Source organism: Mycobacterium sp. SMC-4, assembly GCF_025263265.1.
Taxonomy (GTDB): domain Bacteria; phylum Actinomycetota; class Actinomycetes; order Mycobacteriales; family Mycobacteriaceae; genus Mycobacterium.
The window spans coordinates 4,531,056-4,546,877 of sequence record NZ_CP079869.1 but is presented as its reverse complement, the minus strand read 5'-3'; the positions used below and the strand labels follow the sequence as shown (position 1 = coordinate 4,546,877).

16 protein-coding genes are annotated in these 15,822 nt (G+C 65.8%); 4 read left to right on the top strand and 12 right to left on the bottom strand.

Annotation, left to right across the window (positions count from 1 at the left end; genetic code table 11):
• Positions 1-3 precede the first annotated feature (3 nt).
• The 6 genes from KXD98_RS21655 to KXD98_RS21630 form a co-directional block, all read right to left on the bottom strand.
• On the bottom strand, positions 4-738 hold the full coding sequence (locus KXD98_RS21655; RefSeq protein ID WP_260760349.1) for a hypothetical protein: 735 nt from the start codon (positions 736-738) through the stop codon (positions 4-6).
• On the bottom strand, positions 735-866 hold the full coding sequence (locus tag KXD98_RS21650; protein WP_260760348.1) for a hypothetical protein: 132 nt from the start codon (positions 864-866) through the stop codon (positions 735-737). Before KXD98_RS21650 ends, KXD98_RS21655 begins: the two co-directional genes overlap by 4 nt.
• Before the next feature lie 15 nt (positions 867-881).
• Positions 882-1,688, bottom strand: a complete 807-nt coding sequence (locus KXD98_RS21645; RefSeq protein WP_260760345.1) for a CbbQ/NirQ/NorQ/GpvN family protein — start codon at positions 1,686-1,688, stop codon at positions 882-884.
• The gene (locus KXD98_RS21640; RefSeq protein WP_260760344.1) at positions 1,685-3,217 is read right to left on the bottom strand and encodes a nitric oxide reductase activation protein NorD; all 1,533 of its coding nucleotides are present in this window, start codon (positions 3,215-3,217) and stop codon (positions 1,685-1,687) included. Before KXD98_RS21640 ends, KXD98_RS21645 begins: the two co-directional genes overlap by 4 nt.
• 214 nt (positions 3,218-3,431) lie before the next feature.
• Positions 3,432-4,154 (bottom strand): hypothetical protein, encoded by a 723-nt coding sequence (locus KXD98_RS21635; RefSeq protein ID WP_396881801.1) that lies wholly within the window; start codon positions 4,152-4,154, stop codon positions 3,432-3,434.
• A gap of 38 nt (positions 4,155-4,192) precedes the next feature.
• Complete coding sequence (locus KXD98_RS21630) at positions 4,193-4,801, bottom strand: TetR/AcrR family transcriptional regulator (protein WP_260760342.1); 609 nt, start codon at positions 4,799-4,801, stop codon at positions 4,193-4,195.
• A 91-nt stretch (positions 4,802-4,892) separates the two neighbouring features.
• Between KXD98_RS21630 and KXD98_RS21625 the strand changes: the two genes are divergently transcribed.
• Positions 4,893-5,681 (top strand): SDR family NAD(P)-dependent oxidoreductase, encoded by a 789-nt coding sequence (locus tag KXD98_RS21625; RefSeq protein ID WP_260760341.1) that lies wholly within the window; start codon positions 4,893-4,895, stop codon positions 5,679-5,681.
• A gap of 19 nt (positions 5,682-5,700) precedes the next feature.
• A complete protein-coding gene (locus KXD98_RS21620; RefSeq protein WP_260760339.1) occupies positions 5,701-6,774 on the top strand; it encodes a dihydrodipicolinate reductase in 1,074 nt (357 codons plus the stop codon).
• Between the two features lie 4 nt (positions 6,775-6,778).
• Here KXD98_RS21620 and KXD98_RS21615 read toward each other — a convergent pair whose 3' ends face one another.
• The 6 genes from KXD98_RS21615 to KXD98_RS21590 form a co-directional block, all read right to left on the bottom strand.
• Positions 6,779-7,228: a hypothetical protein gene (locus KXD98_RS21615; RefSeq protein ID WP_260760338.1), complete on the bottom strand. Its 450-nt coding sequence runs from the start codon at positions 7,226-7,228 to the stop codon at positions 6,779-6,781.
• Positions 7,229-7,324: 96 nt separating this feature from the next.
• The gene (locus KXD98_RS21610; protein WP_260760337.1) at positions 7,325-8,794 is read right to left on the bottom strand and encodes an AMP-binding protein; all 1,470 of its coding nucleotides are present in this window, start codon (positions 8,792-8,794) and stop codon (positions 7,325-7,327) included.
• Positions 8,791-9,576, bottom strand: a complete 786-nt coding sequence (locus KXD98_RS21605) for an SDR family NAD(P)-dependent oxidoreductase (RefSeq protein ID WP_260760336.1) — start codon at positions 9,574-9,576, stop codon at positions 8,791-8,793. The genes KXD98_RS21610 and KXD98_RS21605 overlap by 4 nt, the downstream gene beginning before the upstream one ends.
• Position 9,577: 1 nt before the next feature.
• Positions 9,578-11,080 carry an AMP-binding protein gene (locus tag KXD98_RS21600; protein WP_260760335.1) on the bottom strand — a complete coding sequence of 501 codons (1,503 nt, stop codon included), beginning with the start codon at positions 11,078-11,080 and terminating at the stop codon, positions 9,578-9,580.
• Positions 11,080-11,820, bottom strand: a complete 741-nt coding sequence (locus tag KXD98_RS21595) for a GntR family transcriptional regulator (RefSeq protein ID WP_260760333.1) — start codon at positions 11,818-11,820, stop codon at positions 11,080-11,082. Before KXD98_RS21595 ends, KXD98_RS21600 begins: the two co-directional genes overlap by 1 nt.
• Positions 11,817-13,394 (bottom strand): SMP-30/gluconolactonase/LRE family protein, encoded by a 1,578-nt coding sequence (locus tag KXD98_RS21590; protein WP_260760332.1) that lies wholly within the window; start codon positions 13,392-13,394, stop codon positions 11,817-11,819. The genes KXD98_RS21595 and KXD98_RS21590 overlap by 4 nt, the downstream gene beginning before the upstream one ends.
• Before the next feature lie 142 nt (positions 13,395-13,536).
• Between KXD98_RS21590 and KXD98_RS21585 the strand changes: the two genes are divergently transcribed.
• Positions 13,537-14,385: an SDR family NAD(P)-dependent oxidoreductase gene (locus KXD98_RS21585; protein ID WP_260760330.1), complete on the top strand. Its 849-nt coding sequence runs from the start codon at positions 13,537-13,539 to the stop codon at positions 14,383-14,385.
• Positions 14,385-15,755 (top strand): aromatic ring-hydroxylating dioxygenase subunit alpha, encoded by a 1,371-nt coding sequence (locus KXD98_RS21580; protein ID WP_260760329.1) that lies wholly within the window; start codon positions 14,385-14,387, stop codon positions 15,753-15,755. The genes KXD98_RS21585 and KXD98_RS21580 overlap by 1 nt, the downstream gene beginning before the upstream one ends.
• Positions 15,756-15,822: the final 67 nt, after the last annotated feature.

The following is a 15,822-nucleotide window of genomic DNA, read 5'->3' as shown; positions in this document are numbered from 1 at the left end:
GCCTCAGTCGGTGAAGATCTCGCGATTGACCGTGTGCAGATACGGGATTGCGAGGAAGGGGGTGATGTAGAAGATGTCGTAGAGCCACCAGCCGATGACCGGGAAGACGACACCGGCGTATCGCACGTCGGCGTAGAGCGTCATGTTGAACACGTACAGGCACCAGATGAGCACGCCCATCCAGCAGGTGATGATCATCCACTGGTGGCCCCAGCGCTTCATCTGCAGGAATCCGATCGCCGCGGCACACCGCATCGCGAAGACGGTGAGGATCATCCCGAACACCATGGACTTCTCGCCCGGTCCCGCGGCTCCGCCCATCCACAGTTCGTTGTAGTGCCAGAAGTAGCCGCCGTCGAACAACGCACCCCACCCAACCATCAGCACCCTGTTGATCAGCGTGTGGTTGGCGACCAGGTCCAGCGCCCAGCCGAGGCTGTTGAGCATGCCGTCGATCAGGACGAGGTAGCCGATCAAGGTGACGATCATCGGGCGGACCGAGTAACCCGCTCGCAGCGCCTGGCGTTGTAGCCAGACTCCGCGCATGAAGATGGGGAATCCGATAACTCCGGGAACCCACGCGCCCATGAGGGCTGCGCCGGCGATCATCCATCTGTCGGCGCGCCTCTGCGCCAGGCGGGACTGCTCGTGGTGCTCCTCCAAGCCCACCGAGCCGGCGGGCTCAGCAGAGGTTGTCGCGCCGCCTTGCGACTTTCCTTTCGGTGTCGGGAAGTTCACAGGTCCCACCAGCCCCGGGTGAACGACATGTAGAGCTGAATGAGGAACATCGTCAGCAGGTATCCGTAGATTACTAACTGGAAGATGATCAGCGCCTTCTTGCGGTTTCGTTCCTTCTGATCGACCATCTGGGTGATTCCTTTCTAGCGGTGTGGATTCGGGCTGTCGGAAATGGTGAGAGCGGCCGCCGCGACCTCTTGCAGACCCTCGGAGACGGCGCCATCGCTCGATAGCGGTGCCAACACACAGGCCTGCGCGGCCTCCAGTTCGGTGGCACCAGCGGCGATCAGCTGTGCCGCGGTGACCAGAACCCGGGTCGAGGGCGGCTCGAAGTGGAACGCCTCGTCGGCCGTTCGGACCGCCGTGGCGCACCGGACCAGCCGTTGCGCGGTCGGCAACCCGACGCCCGCCTCGGCGACGATCACCTCGGCTTCACGCTCAGGGGGAAGGTAATGCATCGGCAGCGTGACGAAGCGCTGCCGAAACGACGGTTTGAGCTCCTTGAGCGAGCTGCGATACGCCGGGTTGTACGACGCGACGAGCATGAACGTTTCCGGTGCCTGCACGACTTCACCCGCCCGATCGAGATAGAGGGTGCGTCGGTGGTCGGTCAGGGAATGCAGCACGGCCAGCGAGTCATGCCGGGCTTCTACGACTTCGTCGAGATAGCAGATTGCGCCGGCTTTGACCGCCCGGGTGAGTGGCCCGTCGGTCCAGGTGACGTCACCACCGGTGACGATGAACCGGCCCACCAGATCGGAGCTGGTCAGATCATCGTGGCAGCTGATGGTCACCACGGGGCGGCCCAACAGGGTGCCCATGTGCTCGACCAGCCGGGTCTTTCCGCAGCCGGTGGGCCCGGTGAGCATCACCGGCAGTCGCTGTCGATAGGCCTGTTCGAACAGCTGAACTTCATTGCCGTTCGCGAAGTAGTCGTGGTTGTACGTCATGCGCTCACCAGCTCTCTGTGGACGTGGGCCAGTACCCGGGGCAGGTCTTCGACGCGGCGGATCCGCTGAGATCGTCGTGGCCCGAAGACTTCGGGAAGGGGGTCGACCCGGGTGGGGCCGACGCCGACGTAGTAGATGGAGACGCCGGCGTCGTTGGCCTCCTCGACGGCGTGAGCGGCGTCGGCCCACGCGTATCGCCCCTCGTAACCCTCATCGGAGATCAGTCCGTCGCCGATGATGATCAAGAGCCGTCGCTCGCTCGGCTGGGCGAGCAGGCGGCTGGTCATGTGGCGCAGCGGCGCACCGAGCCGGGTGTATCCGCCGGTCGCCAGACCCAGGCTTCCGGGGGGGACGAACCGGCGATCGGTGAAGTCCTTGAGGCAGGTGACCTCGACGCGATGGCGGGTGTTGCCGGTGAAGGTGAAGATGCCGTGCCGCTCCCGGGCGGCGGTCATGGCGCGCGACAGCGCGTCGGCGCAGGCCAGTTCGAGCTTGAAGATCGAGCCTCCGTGCACCCCGAGCGACGAGCTACCGTCGAGGAGCAGCGCCGTCGTCACGTCACGGCTGGCGGGCAGCAGCTCGCGGAAGATTCTCGGTTCGGCCGCCTCGCCGGTGATCACGTCGATGTAATGACCGACGTACTGGTCGATGTCGATGTCGGATCCGTCTTCCAGCCGGTTCATCATCGCGCGGTGGGTGTTCTTCTCGAACCACTTGCGGATGTCGACGGCAATGGGGCGGGGTGGCGCGAAACTACTGCTGTGCGCTCGCTCGATCACGGCGACATGGTTGGGCATGAAGCTCTCGTTCCACGAGTTCCACTCCGGATACGGGATACCGGGGCGGTGGTCCGGAGTGATGTCGAGATCGTTGTCCTGTGGGCGGCTCGGTGGCGGCAGGTTGGGATTGCGCACGCCGCCGTCACCGCCGGCGGGGACGGAATGCGGCTGCGGTGCCCGCTTCTGATTCGTCGTCCAGGGCAGGCGCCCGAATGAGCGGCGCAGCTTGTCGGACAGGCCCTGAGGCATCGTGTATGCCCGCGGCAAGCTACCCAGGAGGGGGTCGATGACGAAGGTCTGCTTCGTGCGAGCCATCGTGACGGCGCGATTGAGTATGTCCTTGGCGTCCAGGTCGGCCGGTGCGCTGTCCAGCTCGGGGAGCAGACGTCGAATCTCGGGGAGCAGACCCGGCCAGTTGTCGGCCACCCAACCGAGGGCGACGGCGGCCTCGACGAGCACAAGCGCACTCAACTCACGCCCGGACAGCTCATTGAGCCGATAGTCGGTGAGCCGGTCCTTGGAGGGCGAACATTGAAGGGCGATCCCGCATGTCAGCGTCCGGCGGGTCCACTCGCGGTGTGTCACCGGGTAGGGGACATGCACGGTGTCGAGCATCGAACTCAGACCGAAGGCACGGTGCTGCCCGCTGACCAGACGGGCACCCGTGCGACGGCCCTCGCTCAGTACCAGGGCGGTCAACGAGCAGCTGCGCTCGATGACCAGCGCATGCGCATCGGAGAGTTCGGACAATGGGTGCTCCGCACTCAGAAGGTGCCGAGGTTGGAGAACATCCAGTACCAAAACCAGATAAGCAGTCCCGCTCCGCCCCAAGCGGCCACATAGCGCAGTATTTCAAAGATCCAGCCGGCCACGTCAGTTCTCCTCATCGCTTGGGTTTGTCATCGGTCCTCCAGTCTCGTGGGTCGTTGATATGTTGATTCGCGTCAGTGAGTGCAGTCATCATTTAGTCAGAGAAGATCTCCCGGTTCACCGAATGCAGGTACGGGATTGCGAGGAAGGGGGTGATGTAGAAGATGTCGTAGAGCCACCATCCGACAACCGGGAGTACGACGCCGGCGAACCGGACATCGGCATACAGGGTCATGTTGAACACGTACAGGCACCAGATGACGACGCCCATCCAGCAGGTGATGATCATCCATTGATGGCCCCAGCGCTTCATCTGGAGAAAGCCGATGCCTGCGGCGATGCGCATGGTGAAGACGGTGAGGATCATGCCGACTTCCATGGCCTTCTCGGCGGGTCCTGCGGCGCCGCCGATCCATAGTTCGTTGTAGTGCCAGAAGTATCCGCCGTCGAACATCAGTCCCCACCCGTTCAACAGGACTCGGGCCAGGAGCGTGTGGTTGGCGACGAGGTCGAGGGCCCAGCCCACGGTGTTGATCGCGGCGTCGATGATCACGAGGTAGCCGATCAGGGTGACCAACATCGGGCGCACGGACAGGCCGTCATGTTGCGCCTTGCGCAGCAGGTAGACCCCGCGCAGGAACAGCGGCAGGCCGAAGATCCCGAGCACCGCGGTGCCGATCAGCAGGCTTCCCGAGATCAGCCACTTGTCGGCCTGCCGTTGCGCCCGCGCTGACGCCTCCATGTGCTCGTCGAGACCGCTGCCCTTGGGGGGAGTGGCTGTCCGGCCCCCGGTGCTCCCACCGGATGGTGAAGGCATCCGCATACTGACTGACAATAGTCAATGAACGGCGCGAGTCAATCCGTTTCGGCGCCGATGCTGCGAAGAGTTCGGTGCACGTAGTCGTCGAGCATCATCTGCTGGCCCGGCCACTCGTGGGTCGTGGTCAGCAGCGCGTAGAGCCCGAGCAGGAAGAACACGGCGGTGTTCAGCGCATTGACGTCGGGGTCGACATGGCCGAGTGCTCTCGAGTTGTCGACTTCCTCGGCGACCGCGACGATCACCGGATGGTGTGCGCTTTCGTCGATCGGTGGGCGTGTCGGAGAGAAATGCAGCGCAAGAAAGTCTTTGAACAACACAGCGCCGAGACGTCGCTCGAGTCCACGAACCAGGCGGATCGATTCGGCGAACGTCGCGGCGAGGGTCCGTTTCGTCGAGGTGAAGCGGGTCAGCTCTTTGGCGATGCGCTGCTCTTCGCGCCGTTCCAGCTCGAGCAACACATGCTCTTTGGTGGGGAAGTGGAAGAAGAATGTACCGTGCGCAACGCCGGCCGCCGTCACGATCGCGTGAACGTCGGCGGCAGCCAAACCCGTTCGAGAGAACTCGGCCACGGCCGCGCCGAACAACCGTTCTCGGGTCTGTAGGCGTCGGATATCCCGCGCGGAAGGCCTGTCCACCAGTGCCATTCGGACAGACTACTGAACGACGGGTTGATTGCTATTGACTTAAGTCAATATTGTGGCATTCAATGAGCGGACCTCGACGGACAGGACGGTGATGGCTCTCGAGCAATTCGATCTGCAGGGGCAGGTCGCGATCGTCACCGGCGCCGGCAAGGGCGTCGGCCAGGGCATCGCGCGCGTCCTCGCCGAGGCCGGCGCGACGGTCATCGGCACGGCCCGGACGGAATCAGACATCGTGGCGACCCTCTCGGGTATCGAGGCAACAGGTGGCAAGGGCGTGGCCGTGGTCGCCGACGCCATGAGTCGACCGGACGGAGAGCGCGTCGTCGCCACCGCGATGGAACAGTTCGGCCGGATCGACATCCTGGTCAACAACGTCGGTGGCTCGACCTACGCGAGGTTCCTCGACATCACCGACGAAGACTTCCGGCACACCTTCGACTGGTGTGTCACCTCGGCCTTCATCATGAGCCAGCTTGTGGCGCGGCACATGATCGAGGCCGGCCACGGATCGATCATCAACATCTCCTCGGGATCAGCGCGTTTCGGCATCCGTGCGCTGACGGCCTATTGCACGGCCAAAGGGGGATTGGAGGCGCTGACCCGGGCGATGGCCCAGGAATTGGCGCCCAAGATCCGGGTGAACGCGATCGCGCTCGGGTCCTTCGCCACTGACGGGCTGCAGAGCAGCCTGGACCTGATGCCCGGGTCGCTGGACAAGATGATGGAGAGCACTCCGCTGCATCGCCTCGGCGATGTCGCGGATCTGGGGCGCCTGTGCGTGTATCTGTCCACTCGCGACTGTTACGCGACCAATGCGATCTTCCACGTCGACGGCGGCATCGACTCCAACAATTCGCCATTGCCCATTCCCGACTACTGAGGACAGCCAGGTTTCACCGATGCGCAGAGTAGTGCAATTCTCGACGGGAAACGTCGGCAAACATTCGTTGAAGGCCCTGATCGGCCGTCCGGATGTGGAGCTGGTGGGTGTGCACGCGGCGGGTCCGGACAAAATCGGCCGAGACGCAGCGCAACTGTGCGGGCTCACCGAACCGACCGGAGTCATCGCCACCGACGACATCGGCGCGTTGATCGCACTGCGTCCGGACTGCGTGGTGTACACCGCGCTCGGTGAGACGAGGCCGATGGAGGCGATCGAGCAGATGACACAGCTGCTGGCGGCAGGTGTGAACGTCGTTGGCACGTCAATGGTCTGGCTGGTGACACCACACCAGGCCGATGCCTGGCTACGAGACCCGCTCGAAAAGGCTTGTGCAGAAGGCAACTCCTCGCTCTACGTCAACGGTATCGACCCCGGCTACTCCAGTGACACTGCAGTCTTCTCGGCGCTGAGCCTGGCCACCCGCGCCGAGTCGATCACCGTCCAGGAAATCTTCGACTACGGGAACTACGACGACTACGAATACACCGGAACGTCAATGGGATTCGGCACGGCACCGGGTGATCCAGCCCCGATGGCATTTCAGCCCGGAGTCATCGTGTCGATCTTCGGCGGACTGGTCCGCAACATCGCCGGCCACCTCAACATCGAGCTCGACGACGTCCGGCAGCGGTTCGAGCCGTGGTACACCGATCAGCGCATCGAGTGCCGGATGACCACGGTCGAGCCGGGGCAGCTGGCCGCGGTCCGGTTCGCTGCCGAAGGGGTGATCGGAGACGGCCCGGTCATCACCGTCGAACACATCAACAGGTTGACCGCAGCAGCTGCCCCGCAGTGGGAGTTCCCGCCCGACGGGATGACCGGGGTCCACAAGGTCATCGTCGAAGGCGAGCCGCGGGTCGAGGTGAGCACACACCTGTCGCACCCGATTCTCGACGTCACCGAAGCCGGCTGTGTCTCGACGGCTGCGCGCGCCGTCAACGCCATCGACTGGGTGTGCCGCGCACCGGCCGGCCTGGTCGCCCTGGACGACATCCCGCCGACGGAGATGATCCGCGGCGTGATGTGGTGAGCTCTCAGCGCATGCGCACGTCTCCGGGACTGACGTTGAGAACTCGGCCGTACCGGTCGTTGCGGATCAGGGTCCGCAGCTCCTCGGGCATGACGGTCCACCCGTTGGCCTGGTAGGTCTGGCCCGGCCCGACGACGACGTCGTCAGCAGGTGCGCCCGGGATCGTGCCGGCGATGAAGTACTGCTGGCCCTGATCGTGCGCGATGGCCAGGTTCAGCCACTGCGGGTACTTGCCCGTCGACATCGGCGAATCGCCGAATGGTCTGCCGTCGGGCAGTCCACACACGACCGCGCCGTAACCGCGGTCCAGGTAGTTCGCACTGAGCAGGCAGCGCACCTGCCCGTTCTGCAGGCTGACGACCTGGTCACCCTCGGCGGCCGCAACGGGTGGAGCGCACAGCAACGTCGCGAGAAAAAGCAACACTGCCCCAACCGCGGTCTTCGCACGAAACATAGATCTCCCCGCCAGCGAGAGTGGCCCGACATCGGGGATGTTCTCACGGTGGCTGGACCCGAGGGTCCGTTTTGGCCGGAACCGCAAGCAAACAGCTCAGGTCAGGCGCGCCCGCAGATCGCGTTTGAGGACCTTGCCGTAGCTGTTCTTCGGCAGTTCGTCGACGAACTCGTAGCGCTTGGGCCGCTTGAACCGGGCGATGCGTTCGAGCAGGTGCGTGTCCAGTTCGTCGGCCGTCACCGCGCCGACGACGAACGCCACGACCACCTCACCCCACTCCTGGTCGGGCGCGCCGACCACGCCTGCCTCGAGCACACCGGGATGTTCGAGCAGGACCTCCTCCACTTCGCGCGGGTAGATGTTGGATCCGCCACTGATCACCACGTCCTTGGAGCGGTCCCGCAGTGTCAGGTAGCCGTTCGCGTCGAAGGAGCCCATGTCCCCGGTGTGCAGCCAGCCGTCCCGCAGCGTGGCCTCGGTCGCCGACGGGTTGCGCCAGTAGCCCGACATCACCACATCGCCGCGGCAGACGATCTCCCCGATGCCGCCGACCGGGGCCGGCCGGCCGTCGGCGCCGAGCACCGCGACGTCGACGCCCGAGCGTGGGTAGCCCACCGAGCCGAGCACCGCGTCGGTCGCGTCGAGATGATCGGCACGGCGCAGGCCGGTGATCGTCATCGGCGCTTCGCCTTGGCCGTAGAGCTGCACAAAGATCGGGCCGAACGCGGCCATCGCCTTCTTCAGGCTCTCGACATACATCGGACCACCGCCGTAGACGACCGTCACCAGATTCGCCGGCTTGGGTCGCCCGGTCTGCACCAGCCGCGCCACCATGGTGGGCGCCAGAAACGCACTGCACCCGGGGTGGTGCTCGCACAGATCGAGGAACTCCTGCGGGTCGAAACCGCCGGAAGCCGGCACCACCTGCCGTGCGGCGCGCAGCACGTACGGCGGCACGTACAGCCCGGAGCCGTGCGACATCGGGGCACCGTGGACCAGGCTGCAGTTCTCGTCGGGGGAGTCGAAGTCAGCCAGGTGCGCCACCGTCATCGCCATCAGGTTGCGATGCGAGAGCATCGCGCCTTTGGACCGACCGGTGGTGCCGCTGGTGTAGAACAGCCAGGCCAGCAGCGCCGGATCGGTGTTCCGCGGTGGCTCCAGCGGCGCTGTGGTGCAGCGTTGTTGGTAGTCGGCGCTACCGATCACCTCGATCGGCACCGCCGTCACCGGGGCCAGGTGTGCGGCGATCTCGTCTGAGGCGAACACCTGCGCCACGTCGGCGTCGTCGAGGATCTGCTTCATCTCCCGCGGGTGCAGCTTGTAGTTGATCGGGACGAAGACGCACTCGGCGGCCCAGATTGCGAACATCAGCTCGACGATCTGCGGACAGTTCGCACTGGCCACCGCGATCCGCGCGCCGGGTCCCAGCGCGGTGATCGACGCGGCCAACCGCAGCGCTCGCTCGCGGACCGAGGACCAGGTATGGACCTGGCGCTGCCCGTGATAGACCGCGCCGCGATCACCGTGGCGGGCCGCGGCCTGGTCGAGCACGCTGAACAGGTTCACGACGACGACTCGCGCGCAACCCATTCGGAGTTCAGCGCGAAGTCGGACAGGTACTTCGTCGAACTCCACCCGCCGTCGACGACGATGGTCTGGCCGTTGATGAAGCCGGCGCCCTCCGAACACAGGAACGCGACCGTCGCGGCGATGTCTTCGACCCGTCCCAGCCGCGGGTACGGCGTCATCTCGGTGTTGATCTTGCGGAACCGTTCGTCGTCCAGTCGGCTGGCCACCATCGGTGTCAGGGTCACTCCCGGCGCCACCGCGTTGCACCGAATCCCCTGCGGCCCATACTGGCAGGCGATGTGGCTGGTCAGCGATGTCATCCCGCCCTTGGCCGCCGAGTACGCGCCCCCGCGCAGCCCGCCGACCACGGCGAAAGTCGAGGTGATGTTGATGATCGCCGAGCCGGGCCGCATGTGACCGATCACCTCGCGGGCCAGCCGGAACGGCGCTCGCAACATCAGGCCCAGGAAGTAGTCCAGGGATTCGTCGTCGGTTTCGTGCAACGGTTTCGGGCTGCCGACTCCGGCGTTGTTGATCAGGAAGTCGATGCGGCCGAACCTCTCGAGGGCGGTCTCGACGATACGCCGCGGCCCGTCTTCGGCGGTCAGGTCGATCGGCAGGGTTGTGATGCGGTCCGGGTCGCCGATCACGCGCTCGAGTTCACCGAGTCGATCAGCATCGCGACCGGTGCCCAGCACCGCGACGCCCTGCTCGGCCAGCGTTTTCGCGCAACCGAATCCGATCCCACTGCTGGCCCCGGTGACGATGGCTACCTGCATGTCAGGACTCCTTGGTCAGAGTTGCTTTGAGCTGGTGCTTGAGAACCTTGCCGGCGTCGTTCTTCGGCAGCGCCTCGACGAGCGTCACCTGCTCGGGGATCTTGAACTTCGCGACCCCTCGCGTCATCAGGAACTCCTTGAGCTCGGCGACGTCGGGGCCGGGTAACCCGGCGGGCACGATCGCTGCGCACGCCCGTTCCCCGGTTCGCGCATCCGGCACACCGACCACTGCGATCTCGGCGATCTGCGGGTGTGTCACCAGGATGTCCTCGACTTCCTTGGGTGAGATGTTCTCACCGTTGCGGATGATGAGGTCCTTGGCTCGGCCCGTCACCACCAGGCAGCCGTCGTCGGTCCACCGGCCCAGATCCCCGGTGCGGAAATAGCCTGCCTCGTCGAAAGAGTCGCGGTTGTCCTCGGCGTGCAGATACCCGGTGAACATCTGTGGACCGCGGGCCCGGATCTCGCCGGTGACGATCTGGATGTCGGCGATGCCCGGGCGGCCATCGGTCTCGGCGCCGCGGTCGACGTCGCCGAGGGCCCCGATGGTGGTCACCGGGACCTCGGTGGACCCGTAGACCCTGCTGACCTCGGCAGCAGCGAAGAACTGCGTGGCGCGCCGAACCAGTGACGGGGGCACCGAGGCGCCCCCGCAGATGAATACCTTGAGATCGGGCAGGCGGGTGCCGGCGCGTTCGGCCGCTGCCAGCAGACCCTCCAGAAACGGCGTGGCGCCGGCCATGTGGGTGCAGCGGTGCTCGAGCATCAGCGTGACCGCAGTGTCGGCATCCCAGCGCGGCATCAGCACCGCCCGGGTGCCCAGCAGCAACGGGCATTCGAAGGAATAGATCGAGCCGCCGATGTGAGCGATCGGTGAGGGCACCAGAAAAGTGTCACCTGGGTCGATGCGCCAGTACTCTCCGAGCTGCGCAATCAGCGCCGCCAGCGACTCATGGCTGTGCATAACGCCTTTGGGTCGGCCTGTGGTGCCCGAGGTGTAGAGGATCATCCGGGTGGCTGCCGGGTCCAGGTCGGGCAGCGCGCCGCCGTGCGGTTCGCCGAGTAGGTCGGCAAAGGCCGTGTGCTCACCGGCTTCACCGCGGACGACGACGACTTCCGGCGGGCGTGCGGAGGCGGCGACCACGCGTTCGAGCATCGCAGCGTAGTCGTGACCAGCGAAGGCCTGCGGGATGAAGATGGCCCGGCTGTCGGCGTCGGCGAGGATGAACCCCAGTTCGTGGTCGCGCAGGGACGGCAGGATCGGATTGACCACCATCCCGGCCAACGTCGCACCCAGATAGATGACGCAGGCCTCGTGCCAGTTCGGCACGGCGAAGGACACGACACTGCCGGTGGGCATGCGGCGGGACAGCGCATGTGCCAGCGCCGTTGCCCGGTCGAGTAATTGGGCGGCGGTCAAGGCGGTGGCATCGTCGCACACCAGCACCCGGTCGGGGGTGTCGGCGGCTGCTTCGTGGAGGGCTTCGGCCAGCGTCGTCGTCATCAGGCGTCACGCACCCGGCGCATCGTCATCGCATGGCGGAATCTCGATGACGGGTGGGTGTTGACGGTGACCTGTGCGATCTCCGCGTCGGAGGTGGTGTAGGTGCGCTGCATCTGCAGTGCCGCGTCTGCCGGCTCGGCATTCAACGCGCGGGCCAGCTCAGCGGTCAGCACGACGGCCGAGATCTCCTGGTGAACCTCGACGATACTGACGCCGAAGAGGTCCTCGATGAGTGGGAAAATGGGGCCGGTGTGGCGGTGCAGCAGCCGGCCCACCGCGGCGAAACTGCGGTTGATGTAGTACTCGGTTCGGCACATGGGTGTGGCGTCGTCATCGGTGCGTCGGTAACCGCTGACCGCAAGCCATTCGGTGGCCAGCGGCAGCCCGGTGCGCGCGGCCAACTCGTCGTCGACGGTCACTGTGGCGTTCGTCTCGATCGCGAACTGCGCACCCTGGGCGAACGCCAGCAGGTCGTCGATCGACATGACATCTTGGGCGTAGGAGTTGGTGCTGGGTCGGGGAACCACCAGGGTGCCGGCCCGCGGCCGCGACGCGACGAGGTTGTCGTCGCGCAGCCGACGCAACGCCTCGCGGACCGTGTAGCGGCTGACCGCAAAACGCTGGCACAGCTCGTGTTCGGTGGGCAGCTGGGAACCCACCGGGTACACGCCGTCCACGATCTCCTTGCGCAGCGTGCGCGCCACCTGCAGGTAGCGGTGATCACCAGCAGCGGTGGTCATCTGCGGCGGACCGCCAGCACGCTGCCGTCGCCGTCGGCGGAGAGGTAGAGCGTGCCGTCGGGAGCTGCGGTGATCCCGGCGAACGGACCCTGGGGGCCGGAGAACGGCGGCATCCCTTTCAGCGGCTTGGGCTCGACGCCCGGTGGGGGCCCGACCGGCAGCCCGGAGGCGATGGTGGTACGCGCACCGCTTTCCAGGTCGAACTCGACGAGTTCTTTGGCGGCGGCGTCGACGATGTACAGACGATTCTCGACGACGGTGATGCCCTGGGGTTGTCGCAGATCCCCGACCACTGTGTCGACGGTACCCGGCCGCAGCCGCACCACGCGTCCGGCGCCGGACTCGGCGACCAAGGGTACGCCGTCGGGGTCGATGGCGACCCCGACCGGGGCGTCGAGTCCGTCGGCGAGCGTCTCGAGCGTGCCGTTTCGCAGGCTGTGCACCCGGCCGGTGCCCAGCTCGGCGAACACGGTGGCCTCACCGTCGACCGCGACGCCGTAGAGTTGATCGAAATCACCTGCCAGGTACTCGGTTTCGCCCGCTGCCGGACGGTAGTGGCCGACCTGTCCACCTGAGGTGGTGACCACGAACTCATCCGGTCCGACCGCCGTGACACCGCGCAGGAAACCGGGGTAGCCGGGTGTGAACAGCATCCCCACCGTCTGGAGGGAGCCGTCGGGGGTGACCGCGTAGAAGTAGGTGCCGTCGGCGATGTGGAGCCGACCCGCGGCCACGGTCAGGTCCAGAGGCCAGTTCAGGCCACCGGCCAGCACGGTCTGGGTCCGGCCCCCCGGAAGGATCTCGGTGATCTCACCGGTGAAGTTGGAGACGAACAGTCGGCCGTCGGCGAAGGTCAGATTGTCCAGTCCGGGATTCAGTTGCGCCAGAACCGACTTGTCACCGGTGCGCGGGTCGATGCGCAACACCTGACCACTGGCCACCTGGGTGGAGACGATGAAGCCTTCGGCGTCGAATTTCACCGCGTCGGGGACGCCGAGGTCGGTGGCCACCCGCTGGGCTTCCGTGCCGTCGGGGTGTATCCGCCAGATCTCGTTGGCGGTCATCAGCGGGTAATAGAGCCAGCCGTCGGGACCGACCTCCATCGCGTTGGGCGAGGCAAGGTTGTCCAGCAGAATTCGCGGCTGGCCGCCGCCGAGCGGCAACTCCATCAACCGGCCACCGTCGCGGCATTCGCCGACGAACAGCCGGCCCTGATGCACGGTGATGCCGTTTGCACAGGGCAGGTCGGCGCGTAGCACACGGCTGCGTCCGGCGGGATCGCGGGCGCTGACGCGGCCGTCCATCACTTCGGTGGCATACAAGGTGCCGTCCGGGCCGAAAGCAACGTCGTCGGGGGCGACGATGTCACCGCCCTTCGGACTGATGGTGTCCAACCGGCCCGACCCCAGGTCCAGCGCGCTGATCTGACTCCCGGTGACCTGCGCGATGTAGACCCGGCCATCCGGACCCGTGCGCAGCCCGTTCGCGCCGAACAACCTGCTGGGCGAGGTCATCCTCGCCAGCTGCCAGCCCGGGGCCGGCGACGGGTTGGGGGCGGTGTAGCGGGCAGTCATGGAGTCGGACGTTAGCAAGCGCTGTTAGTCCAGACAATAGCTGTTCGTTCGTCGGCAATGCGGCCTTGACGCCCTGAAAGTGCTGCGGAATAGTGTTCTGCAATATGCAGAGTGTAGTTATTTGTCCGGACAAAGGCGTCGGGTGACCGGGGTTTCGGTGTCCCTGGACGGCCGCATTGTCGTCGTGTCCGGGGCCGGCGGCGGGGGCATCGGCACCACGGTGACCCGCAAAGCTGCCGAGGCCGGGGCCACTGTCGTCGCCGTCAGCCGGCGCCAGGACAACCTCGACGCCCATGTGGCTCCGCTGGCCGAGCAGGGTCTGGCGGTCAAGCCGGTCGCTGCCGACGCATCGACCGACGACGGCATCGCAGCCGTCCTCGATGCGGTACGCACCGCCGACGGCGACCTTTACGGGCTGGTCAACGTCGCCGGTGGCGCCGCCCCGGCCACCTGGATGCCGGCCACCCGTGTCACGCGGCAAGACTGGCGCGACCTGTTCACCGCCAACCTCGAAACCGCGTTCTTCATGAGCCAGGCTGTCGCCGCTGAGATCCGCGGCGACGGCAATCCCGGCTCGATCGTCTCGATCTCGTCGATCAGCGGGATGAACACCGCGCCGTACCACATCGCGTACGGCACAGCCAAAGCCGCCGTTGTGGCGATGACACGCACGATGGCCGTCGAATTGGCCGGCGACGGAATACGTGTCAACGCGGTGGCGCCGGGGGTGACCGCGACCGCCGCCTCGGCCACCTACGTCGAGGAGGATCCCGAACGCGACCGCACCGCCATCGCGATGGGACGCCGGGGCACCGCCGACGAGCAGGCCAACGCGATCCTGTTCCTGCTGTCCGATCTGTCCAGCTACATCACCGGTCAAACCCTGCTGGTCGACGGTGGGCTGAACCTGAAGTGGACCCACCTCGGGGCCGACAACACGTCACTGTTCCTCAAAGACGAGTCATTCCGAGAAACCATGAGGAGGATCTGATGACAGATCTCGAAGCGAGGGTCGATCCGCCAGAAGAGCTTTCCGAGCCGATGACCATCAGCGTCGATGCCTACATCTCGCCGGAGTACGCCCGGGCCGAACGAGACCGGTTGTGGCGCAGGGTGTGGCAGCAGATAGGTCGGGTCGAGGAGTTCCCCGAGATCGGCAGCTACCTGACCTACGACGTCCTCGACGACTCGATCCTGGTGGTGCGCACCGGGGAAAAGGAGTTCCGGGCACACCACAATGTGTGCAGGCACCGTGGCCGTCGTCTGGTCGACACCCCCGACGGAGCCAAGAACGCGCGCGGACGGGCCCGTAAATCGTTCGTCTGCGGATTTCACGGCTGGACCTACGGTCTTGACGGCGCCTGCACCCACATCCGCGAGCAGGACGACTGGGTCGGCAAACTCACGCCGGAGCTCACCCACCTTGCGCCGGTCCAGGTGGACACCTGGGGCGGCTGGGTGTTCATCAACATGGACCCCGACGCCGAGTCGCTGGCCGACTACCTGTTCCCGGCGGCCAAGATCCTCGACCCCTTCGGGCTGGAGAACATGCGCTACAAATGGCGCAAGTGGTTGTACTTCGACTGCAATTGGAAGGTCGCGTTGGAAGCGTTCAACGAGACCTATCATGTGTTCACCACCCACCCGGAGTTCAACAAGTTCGGCGAGTTCAAGGGCTGGGCCAAGGCGCAGGGCAAGCACAGCAACATCGGCTACGACGCGCCGAAGAACATGGAAGCCACCAAGTCCAAGATCCGGCTGGGCACCGGCGACGATCCGCGCGTGTCGACCGCGGAGATGCAGATGTACACCTGGGAGCAGACCAACGCGACCACCACCGAGACACTGGTCAACGCGGCCAGGCGGCTGGTCGACGAACTCCCCGAGGGTACTGCGCCGGACAAGGTGCTCGAGCACTGGCTGGCCTCGGCCCGCCGTGACGACGAAGCCCGCGGGGTGATCTGGCCGACCATCCCGGCCGACATCCTCGGGCAGGCCGGCACGGCGTGGCAGATCTTTCCGAACCTGCAGGTCGGGCAGGGGCTGACGACCGCGTTGTGCTACAGCGCCCGACCGCATCCCAGCTACGATCCCGACAAGTGCATCTTCGAGGTGGCCACCTTGGAGCTGTACCCGAAAGATGAAGAGCCGCAGACGGAATGGGAGTACACACCCAAGGAGTCTCCGAACTGGCTCTCGGTGCTGCCGCAGGACTTCTCCAACATGGCTGCCGTGCAGCAGGGGATGAAGTCGGCAGGGTTCCCGGGCACGTTGCCCAACCCGTACCGCGAACGCAGCACCGTGAACCTGCACCACCAACTGTCCAAGTACATGGGAACCGGCGAGCCCCGCGAACTCTAGCGATTTCGGCGCGCTGAAGCACCCTCAGCGTCGCTTAGCGCGCCGAAATCACTGCGTGAAGGAGAGA

Excerpts from the sequence above, each read along its gene's own strand:
- KXD98_RS21635 (WP_396881801.1), bottom strand. The coding sequence starts at position 4,154 with ATGCCTTCACCATCCGGTGGGAGCACCGGGGGCCGGACAGCCACTCCC.
- KXD98_RS21600 (WP_260760335.1), bottom strand. The coding sequence starts at position 11,080 with ATGACGACGACGCTGGCCGAAGCCCTCCACGAAGCAGCCGCCGACACC.
- KXD98_RS21595 (WP_260760333.1), bottom strand. The coding sequence starts at position 11,820 with ATGACCACCGCTGCTGGTGATCACCGCTACCTGCAGGTGGCGCGCACG.
- KXD98_RS21625 (WP_260760341.1), top strand. The coding sequence starts at position 4,893 with ATGGCTCTCGAGCAATTCGATCTGCAGGGGCAGGTCGCGATCGTCACC.
- KXD98_RS21620 (WP_260760339.1), top strand. The coding sequence starts at position 5,701 with ATGCGCAGAGTAGTGCAATTCTCGACGGGAAACGTCGGCAAACATTCG.
- KXD98_RS21590 (WP_260760332.1), bottom strand. The coding sequence starts at position 13,394 with ATGACTGCCCGCTACACCGCCCCCAACCCGTCGCCGGCCCCGGGCTGG.
- KXD98_RS21630 (WP_260760342.1), bottom strand. The coding sequence starts at position 4,801 with ATGGCACTGGTGGACAGGCCTTCCGCGCGGGATATCCGACGCCTACAG.
- KXD98_RS21615 (WP_260760338.1), bottom strand. The coding sequence starts at position 7,228 with ATGTTTCGTGCGAAGACCGCGGTTGGGGCAGTGTTGCTTTTTCTCGCG.
- KXD98_RS21605 (WP_260760336.1), bottom strand. The coding sequence starts at position 9,576 with ATGCAGGTAGCCATCGTCACCGGGGCCAGCAGTGGGATCGGATTCGGT.
- KXD98_RS21650 (WP_260760348.1), bottom strand. The coding sequence starts at position 866 with ATGGTCGATCAGAAGGAACGAAACCGCAAGAAGGCGCTGATCATCTTC.
- KXD98_RS21580 (WP_260760329.1), top strand. The coding sequence starts at position 14,385 with ATGACAGATCTCGAAGCGAGGGTCGATCCGCCAGAAGAGCTTTCCGAG.
- KXD98_RS21645 (WP_260760345.1), bottom strand. The coding sequence starts at position 1,688 with ATGACGTACAACCACGACTACTTCGCGAACGGCAATGAAGTTCAGCTG.